This window comes from Niveispirillum fermenti (assembly GCF_052474395.1).
The window spans coordinates 34,512-54,143 of sequence record NZ_CP156679.1; the positions used below are offsets into that span (position 1 = coordinate 34,512).

Below are 19,632 nucleotides of genomic sequence, written 5' to 3' on the forward strand. Positions count from 1 at the left end.
CTTTTCCCCTGTCTCTGCTTTTTCCCTGTCTCCATGGATGGACCCGATGGCTTCTTCGACGCAACGCGAAAGCCTGCTGGCGGAACTGGCCCGGCTGACGCAACGGGCGCAGGAAGGGCTGGCGGCGCAGGATGGCGCAGGGGCCCTGGCCGCGGCGGAAGCGGCCTTGCGGCTGGCGCGCAGCGATCCCTATGCACTGATATTGCGGGGGCAGGCGCTGTTGCTGTTGGGTCGGGCCGCGGCGGCGGCTGCCGATTTCACGACAGTCCTGCGCACCCAGCCCGCCATGACGGCTTTGCATATGCTTCTGGGCAATGCCTGTCGGGCCCAGGGGCTGCATGCAGAAGCGGCGGAGGCCTATGGCACGGCGGTCCGGCTGGACCCGGCGATGGCCGGTGCGTGGCATAATCTCGGCCTGACACGCATCGCCCAGGACCGGTATGCGGATGGGGCCCGGTTTCTGCGGCGGGCTTGTGCCCTGGCCCCCGATGCGGCGGCAAGCTGGAACAGCCTGGGGGCCGCCCTGTTCGAGGATGGGGCGGATGTGGCCGCGCTGTGCGCCTTCGGTCAGGCGGCACGGGTGGCGCCTGCCGATGTGGCAGAGGCGGTGCGGGCGGACTGGAACCGGTCGATGCTGCTGCTGGCCCGTGGGGACGTCCGCCGGGGGTGGCCATTGTTCGAGCGTCGGCCGGGCGGCACGCGCGGTCCGACGCCGGCACCGTTCGGTCTGCCCTTCATCACAGGCCGGCCAGAGCCGGGAATGCGGGTCCTGGTCACGGTGGAGCAGGGGCTGGGGGACATCGTCACGGTGCTGCGTTTCATTCCGCTGCTGGCTGCGCAGGGCGTGCGGATCGTGATGCATCGGCCGGCGCCCCTGCGCCGTCTGCTGGACGGGTTCGCCGGCGTGGAAACCTTCCTGGAAGATGGTGACCCCGTGCCCGCCGTGGACGGTGTTCTGCCCTGCCTGTCCCTGCCGGGACTGTTCATCGATGATGCCGGCCATGTGCCGGGTCCCATGCCCTATCTGTCTCCCGATCCGGAACTCGTCGCGCAATGGCGGCCAGCCCTGTCCGGTGCCGTCGGGCTGAAGGTCGGCTTCGTCTGGGCGGGTAATCCTGATTACAAGCGCGACCGGTCACGATCGCCCGGCCTTGGCCCCGTGCTGCCCCTGATGCGGCTGCCCGGTATCACGCCTGTGATCCTGCAGAAAGGGGGTGGGCGCAATGATCTGGACAGCCACGATCTGCCCGGAAACGCCATTGACCTGGCGCCGGGTCTGGGGGATCTGGCCGATACGCTGGCTGTCCTGTCGCAACTGGACCTGCTGGTCAGTGCCTGTACCATGCCTGTCCATCTGGCGGGGGCGGCCGGCGTGCCCGTGGCCATCCTGCTGTCGGCCGTACCGGATTGGCGGTGGGGCCATCTGTCCGGGGATAGTCCGTGGTATCCCTCCGCCCGCCTCTACCGGCAGGCGCGGGCCGGCGACTGGTCGGACCCCGTCGGACGCTTGGGCCGGGATCTCTCGCAGCGCGTTGCAGGCATGGGAGTGACTGTCTGACGGGTTGCGGGCCGTCGCCGATCTGGAAAGGCCGTTCCGCCCGCCTGACCCCGATGCCTGTACGATTGCCCGTCTGTCGTCACGGATCGCGTCTTGCCGAAGAAACCTTTATTCGGCACACTCCGTTTCGTGTCCGGTTGCGATTTGCCGCAGGGCCGGGTGTCGCAGTTCGGGGGGCGGGCATGTCACGGAACCTTGAGGCGCTGCAACTATGGCGACGGGCCCTGGTGGCCAGCGTGCGCAAGGATGGACCCGACCTGTCGGCACGGCAACTGGCCCTGCTGCTCACCGTGTTCCTCACGCCGCCGCCGCATACGGTACGCGGGCTGGCATCCGCCCTTAACGTATCGAAACCGGCCATCACCCGCGCACTGGACCGGCTGGGCCGGCTGGGCTACATCAAGCGCAAGCGCGATCAGGAGGATCGCCGTAACGTACTGGTCCAGCGGACCGTGAAAGGGTCCGTCTATCTGGCCGAGTTCGGGCAGATGGTGATCGATGCGGAAAAGGCGCCCGCGGTCGGCGAGGAAGGCGGGATCATCGATCCCGTCCTGGATATCAATGGCGTCGTACCCCCCGTGCTGGTGGACGGTGCCCGAACCGAAGCCCTGGCCCCATCGGCATGACCGACACTGAAAAGCTTGATCCCCGCGTCCATCCCTACCGGGAGGACCTCGCCGCATCCTATCTGCGTGGCCGCGTCGATGCCGCCCGCTTCATCGATGGTGTTCCCTGCCAGATTCGCAGCGGCTTTGCCGCCGTGAAGGCGGAGCCTTCGTTCGAGGCGGGCCAGACCACCGAATTGCTGTTCGGGGAGACCTTCACGGTCCTGGATGAACGCGACGGCTGGGCCTGGGGCCAGAACGGCACCGACGGCTATGTCGGGTGGGTGCGGGTGGAGGCGCTGGACGCCGATATCACCCTGCCCACGCACAAGGTCTCGGCCTTGCGTACCTTCCTGCTGCCTGAACCCGACCTGAAACAGCCCTTCGTGGATGTATTGTCGCTGGGCGCGCGCGTCGTGGTGACGGCGGAACAGGGGGAATGGCGGCAGGTGGATGGCGGGGGCTGGCTGCATGCCCGCCATCTGGCGCCCGTGGCGATTACGGCGGCGGACTTTGTTGCCGTGGCGGAACAGTTCGCCGGGACGCCTTATCTTTGGGGCGGGCGGACCAGCATCGGCATCGATTGTTCCGGGTTGGTACAGGTGGCGTTGCTGGCGGCCGGCCATCATTGTCCGCGCGACAGTGATCAGCAGGCGGCGATTATCGGCACCCTGGTGTCCGGTGATGGCAAGGGCGTGACATACCAGCGTGGCGATCTTGTCTTCTTCCCCGGCCATGTCGGCATCATGACCGATGCGGCGACCCTGCTGCACGCCAACGCTTTCCATATGCAGGTCGTGGCGGAACCCCTGGCCGATGTGCTGGCCCGTGCCGGGGCGAAGGGCATTACCGCGATCCGCCGTCTGTGACCCCTTCCCATCGGACGATGGGGTGCCGATTGGGCGCTGGTATAAAATAATAGGGCCGGCCGGATTGATCCGGCCGGCCCTTCCAATATCGGGCTGTGGCGTCCCTGCCGTAATACTGGCAGGGACGGGGTCCGCAGCCCGTTGACGCGGGTCAGAACTGGAACTGCATGCGGACGGCGGTGATATCCAGTTCGACATCGGTGCCGTTGGGGCGCTTGGTCTCGCTCATCACATGGTTCAGCATGAAGCGGATGGCCGGGTTGACGTACCAGTTCACGCCGAGCGTCCAGTTGGTCTCCTTGCCCGTGCCGGTGCCGGCGATGCCGCCGGCCCGGTCGATCAGGTCGACCTGGCTGAACCGGGTGGCGACTTCCCAGGCGCCGAAGCCATTCTGGCCGACCGGCCAGGCGGGCTTCACGCCGGCCCATTCGCCCGGCGTATAATTGCGGCGCTCGCCGGTGAGGATGTAGCCGGCCGAGACGTAGTAGCCGCTGAATTCCGGGTCGGCCAGCGTCTGGGCGGCGCCGGTGGCGGTGTAATCGTCATACTTGGCGCCGAAATTGTAATATTCGGCGGCGGCCCAGAAGCTCTTGAAATTGACGCCCAGGTCGGCGCCGTAGGCATAGGCGCCGTCGATCTGGTTGATGGCGCCGGTGCTGGTCAGCGAGGTGCGGTTGCCGCCGACGCGCAGGCCGGGCCGGTCGCCGAAGGAGATGGAGGTCGTGGCCGTTCCGGCGGCGACGGGACGGGCGGTGGCCTGCGGGCTGGTCTGATAGACACCCGAGACACCGATACCGGCCGCCCCTTCATTGCTCTGCCAGAAGGCATAGGCGGCGCGACCCAGGATGTTGACCTGATCGTCAATGGTGCCGCTGGTGTTGGTGGCGTTGCCGGTCACATAGGCGGCCAGGATGTGGCTCTCGCCCTTGTTGATGATGCCGACGCCCGTGCGGCTGTCGGAACCGCCGATGCCGACAACGATGTTGCCGACCGGGGCGCGTTCCATGAAGGCGATGTCGTTGGAGGAGGTGCTGTCATCCAGCGTGAATTTCGGCTGCAGCACGCCGCCGATGATCGTCCAGTCCTTGAAGCCGGTATAGGCGATGTTTGCCGCCTGGATCTGCGAGCCGCCGCCACGGTTGTCGGCGAAGTTGGCCGTGAATTCATAGGCCCAATCGGTATAGACCTTGCCGGCGACGCCCAGGAAGGCGCGGCGCATCTGGAACCCGTCGGTGGCGTCGGTGGTGAAGTTCTTGCCGGCGTTGAAGAAGCCGTAATCCATGTGGATGCGCGCGCGGATCGCGGCGTCGAACTTCTTGTCAGCCGACTGGATGCGGATGCGGCCGCCGTCGGCGGTGACCCTGGGCATCGCCTCCAGCGTCTTCTTCGTCGCGGCGGAATCCTTGGCGACGCTGTCCTTCAACGAGGTGAGCTGGCTCTGCAGCGCCTGGATCTGCTGGGACAGGGTGTCGATCTGCGCCTGGGACGGGGCGGCGGTCTGCGCGGCGGCCGGGCCGGCGACCAGGATGGCGGCGCCGACGGCAGCGCCGGCCAGCAGGTTGGACTTGAGGCTCATTGTTGTTCTCCGATGGGATATCGCGGCGACAAAGCCTGTCAGCGCGGCCGAATTCCCATTTGCGGGTTATCGTCGGCTGCCCCTCAGGCCCCGGGGGAGGGCTACCAAAGGTGCATTGCCGATTTGATGCGGTTTTATGACGTGTTCATGACGCCACTGGCTGTGTGGCTTAAACAACACGAGGTACGGGAGGAAGGGCGGCTTGTCCGTTGTCCCGCCCGAGGGAATTGCCGGCCTCTCCGCAGGGCTGCCCTGGAAGGATGGCCGCTTTGCCACACTGATGCGCGATCCTGGTTGCAAGCCTACCCCTTTCGGGTAAAGGATGGGGCTTCCGGCCCTTTTGAGAGAGCGCTCCCCCTCCGCGATGCAGGACCTGCTGCCAGACCCGCTACAATCCCTGCCGAACAACGGCGAGCGGGCGGTTCCCACCGCCGCCGTGCCGGTGCTGATGTTGCTGGCCATCGCCATCACGGCCATCGCCATGATCCTGTTCGCCGCTGCGCGGCATTTCGATTCCGGCGAGGCGGAGCGGACCCAGCAGCGTGTCCGCCGGACATTGGCCGCCTATGATGTGGCCCTGTCCGCCACGACCCGTGATTATGCCGGCTGGGACGCGGCCGTCACACATATGGTCGACAATTTCAACGAGCCCTGGGCAGACGAGAATGTCGGCATCTATCTGAACGGGGCCTTCCGCATCGCGCTATCCATGGTGGTGGACCGTCAGGAACGGGTGGTCTATGCGGTTCGCGATGGCAAGCGCCTGTCTGCGGAAAGGCGGGGGGAACTGCACCTGCCGCCGGCCCTGGGGCAGATGGTGGCGCGTACCATTGCCAATCCCCCCGGCATGACGGAGGCGGTGACGGGGCTGGTCCGGATGCCCGACGGCCTCTATCTCGCCAGTGCCGCCGATATCAGGCCGGCTCTGGGCGGCAGCGCCCGGCCGGACGGGCTGACCCTGCTGTTCCTTCAAAGGGTGGATCGGGCCGCCGTGGCCCATGCGCTGGAACCCCTGCTGCTGGACAATCTGGACATGCCGTCCCGTCTGGTACCGGGAGGCGCAACCGGTGTGCTGGCCCTGCGGGAATATGGGGCACCCGATGACGCGCCGCCGGTCGGCTGGATAAGCTGGCGCATGCCAACCCCGGCGCAGGATTTCCTGCATGGCATCTATTGGGCCCTGGCGCTCGTCATCCTGGTCCTGTTCATGCTGACTGGCCTCATGTTGCTGCGCGGCCAGCGCATTGTGCAACGTGAACGCCAGACGCAGCAGGCGCTGTCCCGCATGCTGGACCATTGCCACAACCTGATCGACAGCCTGCCCGACATGGTCTGTCTGGTCCGGGAAGGCAGGGTGGAGCTGGTCAACCGGGCCGGTCTGGCCCTGTTCGGCCTGATGCCTGGCCAGCGCAGCCAGGTTCTGGGGCGTCCCTTCCTCGATCTGGTTGTCCCGGATGACAGGCTGGCTTTCCATCGCCGGGCGCAGTCGGGGACGCAGCCCGGCCGGCCGGATTGGGCGCCGCTGCATCTGGCGGGCCCCGGTGGCGGTGCGGTGCCGGTCAGCCTGATCGTGCTGTCATCGCCGGGCATGGGGGCGGGTGAACTGACCATCGTGGCGCGTGACCGCGGGGAGGAGATGGCCAGCCGCGAAAACCTGCGCGCCGCGGAGGCGCGTGCCGCCATCGCCGACCGTGCCAAGGGCCAGTTCCTGGCCAATATCAGCCACGAATTGCGGACACCGCTAAACGCCATCATCGGGTTCTCGGAAATCCTGCGCGATGAATTGCTGGGCACCCTGGGGGCGCCGCAATATCGTGAATATGCCAACGACATCCATGAAGGCGGGCTGCATCTGCTGCGGCTGGTCAATGACCTGCTCGATATTGCCCGCATGGATGCCGGGGCGCTGGAACTGCGGGAAAGCTGGGTGGAAATCGGCGCCCTGATCGAACGGTGCGAACGGCTGGTGCGGGAAAAGGCGGTGGAGCGCGGGGTGCCGCTGCGCATCGATGTGTCCCCGCCGGGCATTCGCATCCTGTCGGACGAGGTGCGGATGAAGCAGATGCTGGTCAATCTGATGGGCAACGCCATCCGCTTTTCGGAAAGCGGCCAGCGCATCGATGTCCGTGTCCGGCTGGACGCCATCACGGGGGACATGCTGATCGAGGTTGCGGACCAGGGAATCGGCATGACGGTGGACGCCATGCGCATCGCCCTGGAGCCGTTCGCCCAGGTGGAGGGCGGGCATAACCGCCGCCAGCCGGGTGCCGGGCTGGGCCTGCCGCTGGCCCGCGGCTATGCCGAGGCGCATGGCGGCAGCCTGACCATGCAAAGCACGCCGGCCGTCGGCACGACCGTCACGGTGCGCCTGCCGGCAGCCCGTGTTGGCGGAACCGGGATGAGGGCCTGACCCCATCGGGCGATGGCGGGCCGGCCTTCCTGCTGATCACATCGCCGGCAAATCAGCGCCGGTCGCGGAACATCGCCAGCACATGGGCATGCAGGGCCGGGTCGCCGGCGGCCACGACATTGCCGCTGCAACCCAGGCGCAGCGGCAACCCTTCCCAATCGGTGATGACGCCGCCGGCGCCCTCGATCACGGTGACCAGGGCCGCCCAATCATAGGGCTGCAAGCCCGCTTCGACCATCAGGTCGACGAAGCCGGCGGCCAGCAGGCCGAAAACATAGGCATCCCCACCCCATACCATGTAGCGGCTGGACGCATGGGTCATGGCGAATTCCACCTGATGGAACGGCATGGTGGCCGCCTGCGTGGCCATGGCGATATCGGAACAGGGGCGCGTCTGCACGGGGTTGCCGTTCAAGGTCGTGGGCTGGCCGGTGATCCCGATCCAGCGGTCGCCGATGACAGGCTGGTCGATGATGCCCAGTACGGGCACGCCACGATGCAGCAGGGCGATGAGGGTCGTGAACAGCGGCCGGCCCGTGATGAAGGATTTCGTGCCGTCGATCGGGTCGATGACCCAGACATATTCCGCGTTCAGACCCTGGCTGCCATGTTCCTCGCCCAGGATGCCGTCACCGGGCCGTTCGGCCGTGATCAGGGCACGGATGGCCGATTCCACCTCCCGGTCGGCGATGGTGACGGGCGAGGCATCCGCCTTCACATCCACGGGGACCGGTGTGCGGTAATGCCGGCGGGCCACCAGCCCGGCCGCATCGGCGCAGCGATTGGCGAGGTCGATCAGGCTGTCAGGCACGCTGGACATGTCACGACTCCGGAGCTGGGGGGCCAGGATGAATAAGGACGAGAAAAAAGGGGCGGCCCTGCGACCGCCCCTTCATAACACATTGCCGATCCGCTGCGTTTACGGCAGGGGGGCCGGATCGTCCGATAGCGTGCGCAGATAGGCGATCAGCGCGGCGCGATCCTCCACCTTGCGCATGCCGGCATAGTTCATCTTCGTGCCGGGAATGGTGGCCTTCGGATTGGCCAGGAACCTGTTCAGGTGCTCATAGTCCCACGGGCCTTCCTGGCTTTTCATCGCGTCGGAATAAGCGAAGCCCTCGGCATGGGCATGCTTGTTGTTCACGATGTTCCACAGGTTGGGGCCGACCTTGTTGGCACCGCCCTTGTCGAAGCTGTGGCAGGCGGCACAGGCGCGCGTCAGCTTCTGGCCATCTTCCACGCTGGCGGCGGCCAGGATCGGGGAGACCGGATCCGGTTCGGCCGGAGCGGCGGGGGCGGCGGCGCCGGCGGTATCGGTCTCCGGCACTTCCACCTTGAAGGCGCGTTCAGCCGGGAAGGTGGGGTGGATCAGCTTCTTGGAGACGAATCCGGCCAGAAAGGCGATCAGGACCGCCGTCAGGATCGCCATCGAAATCTTGTTGAAGGTGCTGCTCGCCATCAGTCCTAATCCCTTGGGTGCGCCGGGCGCGGGCACAATAACGCCAACCGGCGGGCACGTCCATGCCCGCCATGTCTTCCATCCATGCGCGATACTTAGCCGAAGGATGCGCGGACGCACATGGCTTTCCGGCTTGACCCGGCGGACCAAATGTCGCACGGGAAAACCATGACCGCAGAAAACCGCTCCCTTCCCCGCCGTCCGCTGGTGGTGATCCCCGCCCGCCTCGGTTCCACCCGCCTGCCTGACAAGGTGCTGGCCGACATCCATGGCGTGCCGATGATCGTGCATGTCTGGCGCCGCGCCATGGAGGCGGCGATCGGCCCGGTTCTTGTCGCCGCGGCCGAGCCCTCGATCGTGCGGGCCGTAGAAGCGGCGGGAGGCCGTGCCGTGCTGACCGATCCTGATCATCCGTCGGGATCGGACCGGGTGTGGGAGGCGGTGCGCCATGTCGATCCCGATGGCAGCCATGATGCCATCGTCAATGTGCAGGGCGACCTGCCGACCATCGACCCTGCCGCCATCCGTGCCGTGTTCGGCCCGCTGGCCGATCCGGCTGTGGACATCGCGACGCTGGGCGCCGTCATCACCCAGCCGGCGGAGCGCACCAACCCCAATGTCGTGAAGGCCGTGGTTGAAATGGCGGACGACGCGGCTGCCGGCCGCGCCCTTTATTTCACGCGCGCCACGGCCCCCTGGGGCGAAGGCCCCCTGTTCCATCATATCGGGCTTTACGCCTATCGCCGGGCGGCGCTGGAACGGTTTGTCGCCCTTCCGCCTTCCATACTGGAACGGCGGGAGAGGCTGGAGCAGCTCCGCGCGCTCTCCCATGGCATGACCATCGCGCTGGCGCGGGTGGACATTGTGCCGCTGGGCGTGGATACCATCGAAGACCTTGACCGCGCCCGCCTTGTGCTGGCCCCTTGAGGGCTCTGCCGTAACCTGCGGCGCCTTCCCCGCCAACCCTTCTCGAAGTGACGACCATGCCCGCTTCCACCATCGCCTATCAGGGCGCGCCCGGCGCCAATTCCGACCTGGCCTGCCGCAGCGTGTTTCCCCAGATGGTGTCACTGCCCTGCACGTCGTTCGAGGATGCGTTCGCCGCGGTGCATGAGGGACGGGCCCGGCTGGCCATGATCCCGGTGGAGAATTCCGTCGCCGGCCGTGTGGCGGACATTCACCATCTGCTGCCCCATGGCGGGTTGCACATCATCGCAGAGCATTACCAGCGCGTGGTGCATTGCCTTGTTGCCCCCAAGGGCGCCACCATGGAAGGGCTGAAGGAGGTCCACAGCCACATCCAGGCCCTGTCACAATGCCGCAATTATCTGCGTGAGCGCGGTCTTGCCCCCGTGAACCACGCCGACACGGCCGGCGCGGCGGCCGATGTGGCGCAATGGAACGATCCGACCAAGGCGGCCATCGCCTCCGACCTGGCCGCGGAAATCTATGGGCTGGAAATATTGGCCAAGGGGGTCGAGGATGCAGCGCACAACACCACCCGCTTCCTGATCCTGGCGCGGGAACCCAATGTGCCGCCGCGCGGCACGGACAGCGTGACCAGCTTCGTCTTCCGGGTACGCAGTGTGCCGGCGGCCCTTTACAAGGCCCTGGGCGGCTTTGCGACCAATGGCGTGAACATCACCAAGCTGGAAAGCTACATGGTGGACGGCCGCTTCACGGCGGCGCAGTTCTATGTCGATGTGGAAGGCCATCCGGAGGACAGGTCCCTGCGCCTGGCCATGGAGGAACTGGGCTTCTTCGCGCGCGAGGTGAAGTTCCTGGGCGTCTACCCCGCCAATCCGTTCCGCCGCGAACAGCAGCAGCAGGGCGGGGGCATCTGACGGGCGGGTCTGTCCGCCGCCGCGGATCGGCCCGGTCCGGAATTTTCATCCCGCCCTGTAAGAAATGGATGGGGACCACCGTCTAACGGTTCGAACCATCGGCGGGGCGGGGATGAACGCGCAGGACAAGGTATTCCGGGAATGGATGAAGGCGCATGTGGGCCTGCTGGTCCATGTGGCGCGTGCCTTCGCCGACCCGGCGGACCAGAACGACCTTCTCCAGGAACTGATGCTGGCAGTGTGGAAGGCGGTTCCCGCCTTCCGTGCCGAGTTGTCGCCTGTCACCTTCATCCACCGGGTCGCCCATAACCGGGCACTGACCTGGCGCCGGCGGGAGAACTGGCTGTTCCGCCGGGCCCGGCAAGGGCAGGCCGATCTGGCCCTGTTTTCCGGCAACGGCGCCGACCCTGGCGGACAGGAGCGGGTCGACCGGCTTTACGCGGCCATCCGTACCCTGTCCTCCGTCGATCGTTCCTTGATGCTGCTGTCGCTGGAGAACGTCTCCTATGGGGAGATGGCGGCCATGCATGGCATCTCGACCACCAATGTCGGCGTGCGCCTGTCCCGCGCCCGGCAACGTGTCACCACCCTGCTGCGGGAGGAACCCGGGCATGAATGATGATCCTTTGTCCCGGACCTTCGCGTCCGGTGCCAACCACCCTGCCGACAAGGAGAAGAACGCCATGATCGATGCCATGATGCGCGACCTGATCGGGCGACGCCACCGGACAAGCTGGTTCCTGGGGGCCGTCGGGGCCGTCCTTTCCCTGGTCACGGCGGGGGCGTTCGCCACCTCCATCGCGGGGCAGGGGGACGGGGCCGACCTGTGGACGGCGCTGCCGCCGCTGGCTTTGTGCTGGGGCCTGTTGCTGCTGGTCGGGCGGCCCCATCGTCGCCATCTGCGCGACCATGGGGCCGCCGGCCGTACACTGCCGGACAGTGTTGCGGCCATGCTGGACGCGAACCGGGCCGGGCGGCTGCGGTTGCTGTTTGTGGGGGGGGCGTGGCTGGTGATGCTGCCGCTGTTGCTGCTGGCACTGGATGGTTTGCAGGCGGGTGGCAAGATGGCGCCCGATCATGCCGGTCAGTTTCTGGCCCTGGCCGGCGGCGCCCTGCTGCTGGTCATCCTGGGCGGGGCGGCCCATTACCGGCTCAACCTGCTGCCCGAACAGCGCCGGCTGGAGGCCCTGCTGCGCGATTACGCCGGCTGACCGGCGGGCTGCTGCTGGGTGATGCAGTGGATGCCGCCACCGCCGCGCACGATATCCAGCGCCGGCACGGGTAGGATTTTCCTGTCCGGGAACAGCCGGCGGAACAGGCTGACAGCCTCGGTATCCGCCGGGTCCTCGAACTGGGGCATCACGATGCCGCCATTGGCCATGTAGAAGTTCGTATAGGAGAGGGTCAGGCGGACCCCGTCCTGTTCCTGCCGGGCCGGTGTCCGCAGGGTCACGATCTCCAGTTCGCGGCCCGCCGCGTCGCGGGCCGCGCGCAGGCGGGCGAGATTGTCCTGAAATATCGGGTAGTTGGGGTCATCCTTGTCGTCCGTCACCATGGTCAGCACGGTGCCCGGCTTCACGAAGGCCGCGATCTCATCGATATGGCCATCGGTTTCGTCCTGCTCATACCCCTTGTTCAGCCAGATGAACTGCCGCACGCCCAGATGGGCGGCCAGATGCGCCTCGATCTCCGCCTTCGTCAGGTGGGGGTTGCGGTTGGGGTTCAGCAGGCACTCCTCGGTCGTCAGCAGCGTTCCCTCGCCATCCACATGGAAGGACCCGCCTTCCATGATCAGCGGCGCCGCATAGCGCTTAAGACCCTGGCTTTCCAGGATCAGGCGGCCGACCTGGGTATCAGCCTGGAAATCGCTGTAATTGCCGCCCCAGGCGTTGAAGCCCCAATGCACCCCGGCCACCCCGCCCCGGCCATCGATGACGAAGCTGGGGCCATTGTCGCGCACCCAGCTATCCGATGTCGGCATGGGCAGGACCGACACGCCGGCCCCGCAGGCCAGGCTGACATCGGCCAGGGCGCCATCGGGGCACAGCATGGTCACGGGCTCGAACCCCGCAATGGCCTTGGCCACGGCGGCATAGGCCTGCCGCGCCGCCTCCAGCCCGTTGGGGAAGCTTTCCGCCCGGACCGGCCACGCCATCCAACAGCGGGCATGCGGTGCCCATTCGGCCGGCATGTGGAAACCATCGGCGACGGGGGTGGTCATGATGCGCGGTCCTTTGTCGGCTGGCGGGGCCCCCTGAATAAAACGCCCCGGCGAAGGTAATCGCCGGGGCGGGGTCCTGACAACCATGCCGGAGGAGATAGACAACCGGCAGCGCATTCGGTTTCAGACTGAAAAATGGGAACTGCTAAAAGAAGCAGGCCTTTCCGCCTCAATCGCGGCGGTTGGCCGGGTACTGCCGAACCGAAGCGGCGAACGGAGAAAAAGCACCGAGCCGCAGCATGGGAAGCATGAAAAAGTACCGCATGATAGTCTCCATCGTTGTTTTCGATGGGCGTAATATAATTGCGCTTCCGGCTTTGCGCCATCCGGGGGCGGCGCCTGGGCAAGCCTGCGTGCCGCGCATGGCTTGAAAAGCGGCCCTGGACCCGTGACCGGACCGCCTTTCAACCCTGCGCATGCGGCCGTGAAGCAGAGCCGGCCCGGCTCTTCAAGGCGCGGCGTATCACACGTTCAGCAGCAGGTTCTCCCGCTCCCAACTGCTGATCACCCGCTGATAGGCGTCATACTCGGCCTGCTTGACATAGCTGACGGCCGATACGAACCGCTCGCCCAGAACCTCCTTCAACGGTTTGCAGCCATTGAACTTGTTCAGAGCGTCGCCCTGGTGGCGCGGCAGGGCGAAGGCCAGCCGGTGGGCCGAGCCCTTGACGGGATCGGACGGCTCCAGTTCCTGCGTCATGCCGATATAGCCGCAGGCCAGGGAGGCGGCCAGCGCCAGGTACGGGTTGGCATCGGCACCGGCCACGCGGTTTTCCACGCGCCGCGCCTCCGGCGGGCTGACAGGCACGCGGAAGCCCGTGGTCCGGTTGTCCCGGCCCCAATGCACGTTGATGGGCGCATCCGATCCCTGCACCAGCCGGCGATAGGAATTCACATTGGGCGCCAGCAGCGGCATGGCATAGGGCAGATATTTCTGCAGGCCCGCGATGAAGCTCATGAACAAAGGGGTATCGCCGCCATCCGCCGTCGCGAAAAGGTTGACGCCCGTGCTGGCATCCAGCAGCGACTGATGGACATGCATGGCGCTGCCCGGCTCATTCTGCATGGGCTTGGCCATGAAGGTGGCATAGACATTGTGCCGGATGGCCGCCTCGCGCACGGTGCGCTTGAACAGGAACACCTGATCGGCCAGGTCCAGCGCCTCGCCATGATTGAAATTGATCTCGATCTGCGCGGCCCCGGCCTCGTGGCTCATCGTGTCGACGTCGATCGCCTGCTTTTCGCAGAAATCGTAGACATCCTCGAAGATGGGGTCGAACTCGTTCACCGCATCGATGCCATAGGCCTGCCGGCCGCTTTCCTGCCGGCCGGACCGTCCGACCGGCGGCACCAGCGGATAATCCGGGTCCTTGTTGACGGCGACCAGGAAGAATTCCAGCTCCGGCGCCACGATCGGCTTCCAGCCGCGCGCCTCGTACAGCTTCAGGACGCGCTTCAGCACCGACCGGGGGGAGATATCGACGGTGGAACCATCGGCATAGAAACAGTCGCAGATGACCTGCGCCGTGGGTTCATTGTACCAGGGGACCATGCGGACGCTGTCGGGGTCGGGCGTCATGTAGACGTCCCAGTTCTCCACGCTCGTCACATCCTCGTCTTCCGGGTATTCACCGGTCACCGTCTGGATGAAAATGGATTCGGGCAGGCGCAGGCCGCGATCCCGCAGGATGCGCAGGAACTTTTCGGCCGGGACGATCTTGCCGCGGGCGATGCCGGCCATGTCCGGCACCAGGCACTCAACCTCGGTGATGTGCCGCGAACGGATGAATTCTTCCAGCTTACTCATGACGACGCCGCGGGTTGGCGGCCCAGAAGCATCCGCGACGGCCGGGACAGGTGCCTGCCCGCCGGGGCTGGGAATTTGGTGCTACGCCCGCAGCCCTCCACATTGTTTCGGATGGACCAGTATAGGCAGAGGCGAGGGGGGGCAGGCAAGGCGGAAAGGGCTCAATAAAAGCTGATATCGCGTTCCAGGGACGCAAAACGCAGCCCGGCATCGACATGGATCGTCTGGCCCGTCACCTTGTCAGCTTGCAGCAGGTAGAGACAGGCCGCCGCGATATCGTCCGCGTCGGGCCCCCGGCCCAGCGGCGTGCGGTCGTGCAGCCGTTCGAAGGCGGCCTGCTCCTGCCCCGGGGCGGGCAGCACATAGCCGGGTGCGATGGCGTTGACGCGCAGCCGGGGTGCTGCGGCCCGGGCCAGCGTCTTCCCCAGCCCCATCAGCGCATATTTGGAAAGCGTGTAGCTGAGATGGTCGCCGTTGGGATTGGACAGCTTCTGATCCAGGATATTCACGATGGTACCGGCCGCCCCCGCCGGCAATTGTGCCAGCAGCGCCTGTGACAGCAGGGCGGGGGCCACGGTATTGGGCAGGTAATGGGCCACCAGCCTGTCCGCCGACAGGCTGGTGATGTCATCCCATTCGAAGATGGAGGCGGAATTGACCAGTGCGGTCAGCGGCCGGCCCAGCCCTTCCGCCGCGGCCGGCATCAACCCCGGCACCTGGCGCGGATCGGCCAGGTCGCCGGCCACGGCCGTGGCGGCAACCCCATGGGCCCGCAACCGGTCCAGCATCTCCGCGACCGCCGGTCCTTCGGTGCGGTAGTGGATGGCGACATCCATGCCGGCCCCGGCACAGGCCAGCGCCATGGCGGCGCCCAGGCGGCGGGCGCCGCCGGTGATCAGGACGGCATGCGGCTGGTTCATGCGGGGCGCTCCCATTCCATCTGGTGGTCGAAGCCGGGGTCGGCCGGGCTGCGCAAGGCCAGCTTCACCGACAGGATGCGGTCATCGAAGGCGAAGATGAAATCGGCCAGTGCCTGCGCCAGCGACGGCGCGTCGGCAAAGGGCCCCTTTTGGGCGAAGGGTCCCAGGATATGGCGGACGATCTGCGAATAATCGACCGTCATGCCGATATCATCGGGGTCACCCGTGAAGGGACCCGTCACATTCGTACCAAGGCGCAGGTTGATCAGGCAGGGCAGCCCGTCCGGCCGCCCGGCCACGGGCAGCGATGCCGCAACCTCGCGCACAAGGATCTGGAAATAGGGGGAGGGTGTCATCAATCCGCCCGATCGCTCGACAATGGCCTGTTGCGCGCTAATATCAGCCCGCGCCCGAAAGAGGAACAGGTGATGCGTCCAGTCTTCCCCATCATCAGGTCCACGTTGTGAGCGGCGGGTTGCTGCGCCTGTCGGGCCTGTCCCTGACCTATCCAAATGGCACCCGCGCCCTTGATGGTCTGGACCTGGCGGTGGCGGAGGGGGAATTCCTGTCCCTGCTGGGGGCCAGCGGCTGTGGGAAAAGCACGGTGCTGCGGCTGGTCGCCGGTCTGATCGCGCCGACGGCGGGGGCCGTGGCGTGGGAACGGCCCCTGGCACGCGGTGATGTCGGCTTCGTCTTCCAGGAACCGACCCTGATGCCGTGGGCCCGCATCCTCGACAATGTGCGCCTGCCCCTGGATCTGGCCGGGATGGACCGGGCCGAAGGGAATGCGCGTGCCGCCGAAGGATTGGAGCGTGTCGGCCTGGGTGACTTCCTGCGGGCCTGGCCGCGCGAATTGTCGGGCGGCATGAAGATGCGCGCCGCCCTGGCCCGGGCCCTGGTGACGCGCCCGCGCCTGCTGCTGCTGGATGAGCCGTTCGCCGCGCTGGACGAGATCACCCGGCTGAAACTGAATGACGATCTGCTGGCATTGTGGCGCCGGGAACGGTTCACGACCCTGTTCGTGACTCATTCCGTTTTCGAAAGCGTCTATCTTTCCAGCCGTATTGCCATCATGAAGGCGCGCCCGGGCCGGGTCGTGGCGGACCTGCCCGTCGATCTGCCCTGGCCGCGTGACCTGTCCACCCGGACGGGCTCTGATTACGGTGCGCTTTGCCGGGCCGTGTCGGAGCGGCTGCACCGGGCCATGGGGGAGGCCGCGACATGACGGGGGCATGGATGCAGCGCCTGCTGCCGCCGCTTGTCGGGCTGCTGTTTCTGGGGCTGTGGGAAGCGGTGGTGTGGTTGTGGGACATTCCCGTGTTCGTGTTGCCGCCGCCGCATCTGGTGGCAGCGGCCCTGTGGAACGATGCCGGCATCCTGCTGCGCTCGACCGTCCTCACCCTGGTGGTCACCGTCCAGGCCTTTCTGCTGGCGCTGGTCAGCGGGGTGGGGCTGGCCGTGCTGTTCAACCAGTCGCGGGCGCTTTCTGCCGCGCTTTATCCCTATGCCATCATATTGCAGGTCACGCCCGTCGTGGCCATCGCCCCGTTGCTGATCATCTGGGTCGGGTATGAACGGGTGGGCCTGGCCCTGCTGATCCTGGCCTGGATCGTCGCCTTCTTTCCCGTCCTGTCCAACAGCACGGCCGGGCTGGCGGCGGTCGATCCCAACCTGCGGGACCTGTTCCGGCTGTATGGTGCCGGTCGCTGGCAGGTTCTGTGGCGGCTCCAGCTTCCCTCCGCCCTGCCCTATATCCTGGCCGGTGCGCGGATTTCAGGCGGGCTGGCGCTGATCGGCGCCGTGGTGGCGGAATTCGTGGCGGGTTCCGGCACGGCCCAGGGGCTGGCCTGGCGGGTGATCGAGGCGGGTAACCGCCTGAACATGCCGCGCCTGTTCGCCGCCCTGGTCCTGCTGTCGTTGCTGGGTATCCTGATCTTCGCCCTGATGTCCTGGGTGCAGCGCCTGCTGCTGCGGCGCTGGCATCCCGGCGCGACAGGATAGGCTGCGTTTCCGTCCGTCCCTGCCAAATGCCCTGTCACCAGCCGCACGCGGTGTGGGGCGGATGCCTGTCCCCTATCCCAAATCGGTACGGCCCTGCGGGTAATGCCAATGCCCGGCGGCCCCAATCCACCCGGCATGGCGTTTACCCGACGCACGCCCCCGCAATGGCGTGCATCGACACCGGGCCGCAACGCCCGCGTCGTTGTCGAGCCTCGCGACCGGCGGATGGCTCCGCGACGTTCGCCCGGCAGGTCGCGGCGGCCCTCAATGGCGCCCCCGCGGCGGAAACGCTACGATGGAGACGAGGATCATGACGATCTACCACGAATTCAACCGGATCAATGGCACCAACGCCTCTGAGGCACTGAACGGCGGCATCGGGTTCGACCTGATCGCCGGTGGGGCCGGTACCAATGTGTTGAACGGCGGTGGCGGGCTGAACGCTGCCCTTTATACCGGCGTGGCGGCCGATTACGACCTGGACAATGATGATGGGGTCATCACCATCACGGGCGCCGACAATCACGACACGCTGGTCAATATCCAGTTCGCCATCTTCGCCGACAAGGTCATCGCCCTGTACGAGCCGACCCCCTTCTGGGGCGGGTTCGACGAGGAATTCTATCTGAACAGCAATCCCGACGTATATGCGGCCGTGCAGGCCGGCATCTACAAGGATGGCGCCGAGCATTATGAGTATTACGGCCGTTTCGAAGGCCGCCCCTTCCAGGCCACCAATGGCTTCGACGCGGCCTACTATGCCGAGGTCTATGGCGACGTGGCCGCAGCCGGCGTGGCGGCCGTTACCCATTATGAAGCCAACGGTTTGGCCGAGGGTCGCAGCACGCATCTCTATTTCGATGCGAACTATTACCTGGAAGCCAATCCCGATGTCGCCGCGTCCGGCATCGACGCCTGGGCGCATTACGAGCTGTATGGCTGGAAGGAAGGACGCAACCCGTCGCCTTTCTTTGATGGCGACGCCTACCTGACCGCCAACCCCGACGTTGCCGCAGCCGACCTCAACCCGCTCTACCATTACCTGAAATGGGGGATGGAAGAGGGCCGGCAGGCCTATATCGATAGTGATTACTATATGTTCTAAGTCTAAGCGAATGGTGAGCGCAGGGGCGGCGGCGGGTATCCAGGTGTTGACCGGTCCGGTCGAGCCATGTCAATGGGAAGGGGATGCCGCCCTTGGTTGCGGCGTGCCACGGACCAGGTGACAGTGCAAACCGGAACCCTCACGTCAAACTGGGAGCAGGATCGGCTGGTGCTGGCAGCATCGGGCCGGTGGGATCTGGCTTCGGCCCCCAAGCTGCAATCCCAGATGCGCGACCCGGCCCAGGGCCGGCGACAGGTCGATGTTCGCATCGACCTGTCTTCGCTTGCGGCGCTCGATACCACCGGCGCCATCCTGCTGGACCGGCTGATCGGCCGGCTGGAGGCGGATGGCCACAAGGTCTCGCTGAACGGCGGCCGCCAGGATTTGTTGACCCTGCTGGAGGATGTGCGCGGCGCCATCGCCGACAAGGCACCCCCTGCACCGGCCGCCAGGCCGGTACCCTTTGCGCTGGCCGATCGGATCGGTCGCGCAACGATCGGCATGTGGCAAGACATTCTGTCTATGCTGAATTTCCTGGGGCTGGTGACCGTCACGGCCCTGCGCGTGCTGCGGTCCCCCGGCCGGCTGCGGCTGCGGCCGCTTTTCTTTCATCTGGAGCAGGTGGGCCTCAACGCGATGCCCATCGTTGGCCTGCTTTCCTTCCTGATCGGCGTGGTTCTCGCCTATCAGGGCGCAGATCAGCTACGTCGTTTCGGAGCCGAAATCTATGTCGTGAATCTGCTGGGCATCGGGGTGCTACGGGAAATCGGCATCTTGATGACCTCCATCATCGTAGCCGGCCGTTCCGGTTCGGCCTTTACGGCCCAGATCGGCACGATGAAGGTGAACCAGGAGGTGGACGCCATGCGCACGCTGGGCCTGGACCCGGTAGAGATGCTGGTGCTGCCGCGCATGCTGGCCCTGCTGATCGCCCTGCCGCTCATCGGCTTCTTTGCCAATGTCGTGGCACTCGCGGGGGGTGCGGTGATGGCCTACGTCTATCTCGACATCAATTTCGTGCAGTTTACCCGTCAGCTGCAGATCGCCGTGAACACGACGACGCTTTTCGTGGGGCTGGTCAAGGCGCCCGTCTTCGCTGTGGTGATCGCCCTGGTGGGCTGCTACGAAGGCCTTCGGGTCAGCGGCAGTGCCGAAAGCGTGGGCTTGCTGACCACGCGCTCGGTCGTCGTTTCCATCTTCCTGGTGATCGTGCTGGATGCCGCCTTCTCCGTCCTCTTCTCCTATATCGGGATATGA

The 19,632-nt window shown here is 66.2% G+C and carries 19 protein-coding genes; 12 read left to right on the forward strand and 7 right to left on the reverse strand.

The window, feature by feature from the left end:
- The first annotated feature begins 46 nt into the window (after positions 1 to 46).
- From ABC728_RS04605 to ABC728_RS04615, 3 genes are all read left to right on the forward strand, one after another.
- Complete coding sequence (locus tag ABC728_RS04605) at positions 47 to 1,558, forward strand: tetratricopeptide repeat protein (protein WP_416621536.1); 1,512 nt, start codon at positions 47 to 49, stop codon at positions 1,556 to 1,558.
- 182 nt (positions 1,559 to 1,740) lie between these two features.
- Positions 1,741 to 2,184: a MarR family transcriptional regulator gene (locus ABC728_RS04610; protein WP_416621535.1), complete on the forward strand. Its 444-nt coding sequence runs from the start codon at positions 1,741 to 1,743 to the stop codon at positions 2,182 to 2,184.
- Positions 2,181 to 3,032: a C40 family peptidase gene (locus ABC728_RS04615; protein ID WP_416621534.1), complete on the forward strand. Its 852-nt coding sequence runs from the start codon at positions 2,181 to 2,183 to the stop codon at positions 3,030 to 3,032. The genes ABC728_RS04610 and ABC728_RS04615 overlap by 4 nt, the downstream gene beginning before the upstream one ends.
- A 151-nt stretch (positions 3,033 to 3,183) precedes the next feature.
- On the opposite strand, the gene ABC728_RS04620 is transcribed toward ABC728_RS04615, so the two are convergent.
- Positions 3,184 to 4,608 (reverse strand): OprO/OprP family phosphate-selective porin, encoded by a 1,425-nt coding sequence (locus tag ABC728_RS04620; protein WP_416621533.1) that lies wholly within the window; start codon positions 4,606 to 4,608, stop codon positions 3,184 to 3,186.
- A gap of 340 nt (positions 4,609 to 4,948) precedes the next feature.
- Here ABC728_RS04620 and ABC728_RS04625 point away from each other — a divergent pair, with 340 nt between their 5' ends.
- Positions 4,949 to 7,018 carry an ATP-binding protein gene (locus ABC728_RS04625; protein WP_416621532.1) on the forward strand — a complete coding sequence of 690 codons (2,070 nt, stop codon included), beginning with the start codon at positions 4,949 to 4,951 and terminating at the stop codon, positions 7,016 to 7,018.
- 52 nt (positions 7,019 to 7,070) lie between these two features.
- On the opposite strand, the gene ABC728_RS04630 is transcribed toward ABC728_RS04625, so the two are convergent.
- Both ABC728_RS04630 and ABC728_RS04635 read right to left on the reverse strand, forming a co-directional pair.
- The gene (locus ABC728_RS04630; protein WP_416621531.1) at positions 7,071 to 7,838 is read right to left on the reverse strand and encodes an inositol monophosphatase family protein; all 768 of its coding nucleotides are present in this window, start codon (positions 7,836 to 7,838) and stop codon (positions 7,071 to 7,073) included.
- 99 nt (positions 7,839 to 7,937) lie between these two features.
- The gene (locus tag ABC728_RS04635) at positions 7,938 to 8,477 is read right to left on the reverse strand and encodes a c-type cytochrome (protein WP_416621530.1); all 540 of its coding nucleotides are present in this window, start codon (positions 8,475 to 8,477) and stop codon (positions 7,938 to 7,940) included.
- A 168-nt stretch (positions 8,478 to 8,645) separates the two neighbouring features.
- Here ABC728_RS04635 and ABC728_RS04640 point away from each other — a divergent pair, with 168 nt between their 5' ends.
- From ABC728_RS04640 to ABC728_RS04655, 4 genes are all read left to right on the forward strand, one after another.
- On the forward strand, positions 8,646 to 9,404 hold the full coding sequence (locus ABC728_RS04640) for a 3-deoxy-manno-octulosonate cytidylyltransferase (protein WP_416621529.1): 759 nt from the start codon (positions 8,646 to 8,648) through the stop codon (positions 9,402 to 9,404).
- A 56-nt stretch (positions 9,405 to 9,460) separates the two neighbouring features.
- Positions 9,461 to 10,321 carry a prephenate dehydratase gene (locus tag ABC728_RS04645; RefSeq protein WP_416621528.1) on the forward strand — a complete coding sequence of 287 codons (861 nt, stop codon included), beginning with the start codon at positions 9,461 to 9,463 and terminating at the stop codon, positions 10,319 to 10,321.
- A 112-nt stretch (positions 10,322 to 10,433) separates the two neighbouring features.
- Entirely contained in the window at positions 10,434 to 10,940 is a 507-nt protein-coding gene (locus ABC728_RS04650) for an RNA polymerase sigma factor (RefSeq protein WP_445376366.1), read from the forward strand.
- Positions 10,933 to 11,532, forward strand: coding sequence for a hypothetical protein (locus tag ABC728_RS04655; protein WP_416621526.1), 600 nt, complete (start codon positions 10,933 to 10,935; stop codon positions 11,530 to 11,532). The genes ABC728_RS04650 and ABC728_RS04655 overlap by 8 nt, the downstream gene beginning before the upstream one ends.
- On the opposite strand, the gene ABC728_RS04660 is transcribed toward ABC728_RS04655, so the two are convergent.
- The 4 genes from ABC728_RS04660 to ABC728_RS04675 form a co-directional block, all read right to left on the reverse strand.
- Positions 11,520 to 12,542 carry an agmatine deiminase family protein gene (locus ABC728_RS04660; protein ID WP_416621525.1) on the reverse strand — a complete coding sequence of 341 codons (1,023 nt, stop codon included), beginning with the start codon at positions 12,540 to 12,542 and terminating at the stop codon, positions 11,520 to 11,522. The genes ABC728_RS04655 and ABC728_RS04660 overlap by 13 nt on opposite strands.
- Positions 12,543 to 13,005: 463 nt before the next feature.
- Positions 13,006 to 14,349, reverse strand: coding sequence for a glutamine synthetase family protein (locus ABC728_RS04665; RefSeq protein WP_416621524.1), 1,344 nt, complete (start codon positions 14,347 to 14,349; stop codon positions 13,006 to 13,008).
- A gap of 161 nt (positions 14,350 to 14,510) precedes the next feature.
- Complete coding sequence (locus ABC728_RS04670; RefSeq protein ID WP_416621523.1) at positions 14,511 to 15,269, reverse strand: SDR family oxidoreductase; 759 nt, start codon at positions 15,267 to 15,269, stop codon at positions 14,511 to 14,513.
- Positions 15,266 to 15,625, reverse strand: a complete 360-nt coding sequence (locus ABC728_RS04675) for a hypothetical protein (RefSeq protein ID WP_416621522.1) — start codon at positions 15,623 to 15,625, stop codon at positions 15,266 to 15,268. The genes ABC728_RS04670 and ABC728_RS04675 overlap by 4 nt, the downstream gene beginning before the upstream one ends.
- 107 nt (positions 15,626 to 15,732) lie before the next feature.
- Here ABC728_RS04675 and ABC728_RS04680 point away from each other — a divergent pair, with 107 nt between their 5' ends.
- The 4 genes from ABC728_RS04680 to ABC728_RS04695 all read left to right on the forward strand — a co-directional run bounded on the left by ABC728_RS04680 (position 15,733) and on the right by ABC728_RS04695 (position 19,632).
- Positions 15,733 to 16,494, forward strand: a complete 762-nt coding sequence (locus ABC728_RS04680; protein ID WP_416621521.1) for an ABC transporter ATP-binding protein — start codon at positions 15,733 to 15,735, stop codon at positions 16,492 to 16,494.
- A complete protein-coding gene (locus ABC728_RS04685) occupies positions 16,491 to 17,270 on the forward strand; it encodes an ABC transporter permease (RefSeq protein WP_416621520.1) in 780 nt (259 codons plus the stop codon). The genes ABC728_RS04680 and ABC728_RS04685 overlap by 4 nt, the downstream gene beginning before the upstream one ends.
- 310 nt (positions 17,271 to 17,580) lie before the next feature.
- A complete protein-coding gene (locus ABC728_RS04690; protein WP_416621519.1) occupies positions 17,581 to 18,375 on the forward strand; it encodes a hypothetical protein in 795 nt (264 codons plus the stop codon).
- Between the two features lie 123 nt (positions 18,376 to 18,498).
- On the forward strand, positions 18,499 to 19,632 hold the full coding sequence (locus ABC728_RS04695) for an ABC transporter permease (protein ID WP_416621518.1): 1,134 nt from the start codon (positions 18,499 to 18,501) through the stop codon (positions 19,630 to 19,632).

Coding starts and splice junctions, on each gene's coding strand:
- ABC728_RS04605 (WP_416621536.1), top strand. CDS start 47: ATGGCTTCTTCGACGCAACGCGAAAGCCTGCTGGCGGAACTGGCCCGG.
- ABC728_RS04610 (WP_416621535.1), top strand. CDS start 1,741: ATGTCACGGAACCTTGAGGCGCTGCAACTATGGCGACGGGCCCTGGTG.
- ABC728_RS04615 (WP_416621534.1), top strand. CDS start 2,181: ATGACCGACACTGAAAAGCTTGATCCCCGCGTCCATCCCTACCGGGAG.
- ABC728_RS04620 (WP_416621533.1), bottom strand. CDS start 4,608: ATGAGCCTCAAGTCCAACCTGCTGGCCGGCGCTGCCGTCGGCGCCGCC.
- ABC728_RS04630 (WP_416621531.1), bottom strand. CDS start 7,838: ATGTCCAGCGTGCCTGACAGCCTGATCGACCTCGCCAATCGCTGCGCC.
- ABC728_RS04635 (WP_416621530.1), bottom strand. CDS start 8,477: ATGGCGAGCAGCACCTTCAACAAGATTTCGATGGCGATCCTGACGGCG.
- ABC728_RS04640 (WP_416621529.1), top strand. CDS start 8,646: ATGACCGCAGAAAACCGCTCCCTTCCCCGCCGTCCGCTGGTGGTGATC.
- ABC728_RS04645 (WP_416621528.1), top strand. CDS start 9,461: ATGCCCGCTTCCACCATCGCCTATCAGGGCGCGCCCGGCGCCAATTCC.
- ABC728_RS04650 (WP_445376366.1), top strand. CDS start 10,434: ATGAACGCGCAGGACAAGGTATTCCGGGAATGGATGAAGGCGCATGTG.
- ABC728_RS04655 (WP_416621526.1), top strand. CDS start 10,933: ATGAATGATGATCCTTTGTCCCGGACCTTCGCGTCCGGTGCCAACCAC.
- ABC728_RS04660 (WP_416621525.1), bottom strand. CDS start 12,542: ATGACCACCCCCGTCGCCGATGGTTTCCACATGCCGGCCGAATGGGCA.
- ABC728_RS04665 (WP_416621524.1), bottom strand. CDS start 14,349: ATGAGTAAGCTGGAAGAATTCATCCGTTCGCGGCACATCACCGAGGTT.
- ABC728_RS04670 (WP_416621523.1), bottom strand. CDS start 15,269: ATGAACCAGCCGCATGCCGTCCTGATCACCGGCGGCGCCCGCCGCCTG.
- ABC728_RS04675 (WP_416621522.1), bottom strand. CDS start 15,625: ATGACACCCTCCCCCTATTTCCAGATCCTTGTGCGCGAGGTTGCGGCA.
- ABC728_RS04685 (WP_416621520.1), top strand. CDS start 16,491: ATGACGGGGGCATGGATGCAGCGCCTGCTGCCGCCGCTTGTCGGGCTG.
- ABC728_RS04690 (WP_416621519.1), top strand. CDS start 17,581: ATGACGATCTACCACGAATTCAACCGGATCAATGGCACCAACGCCTCT.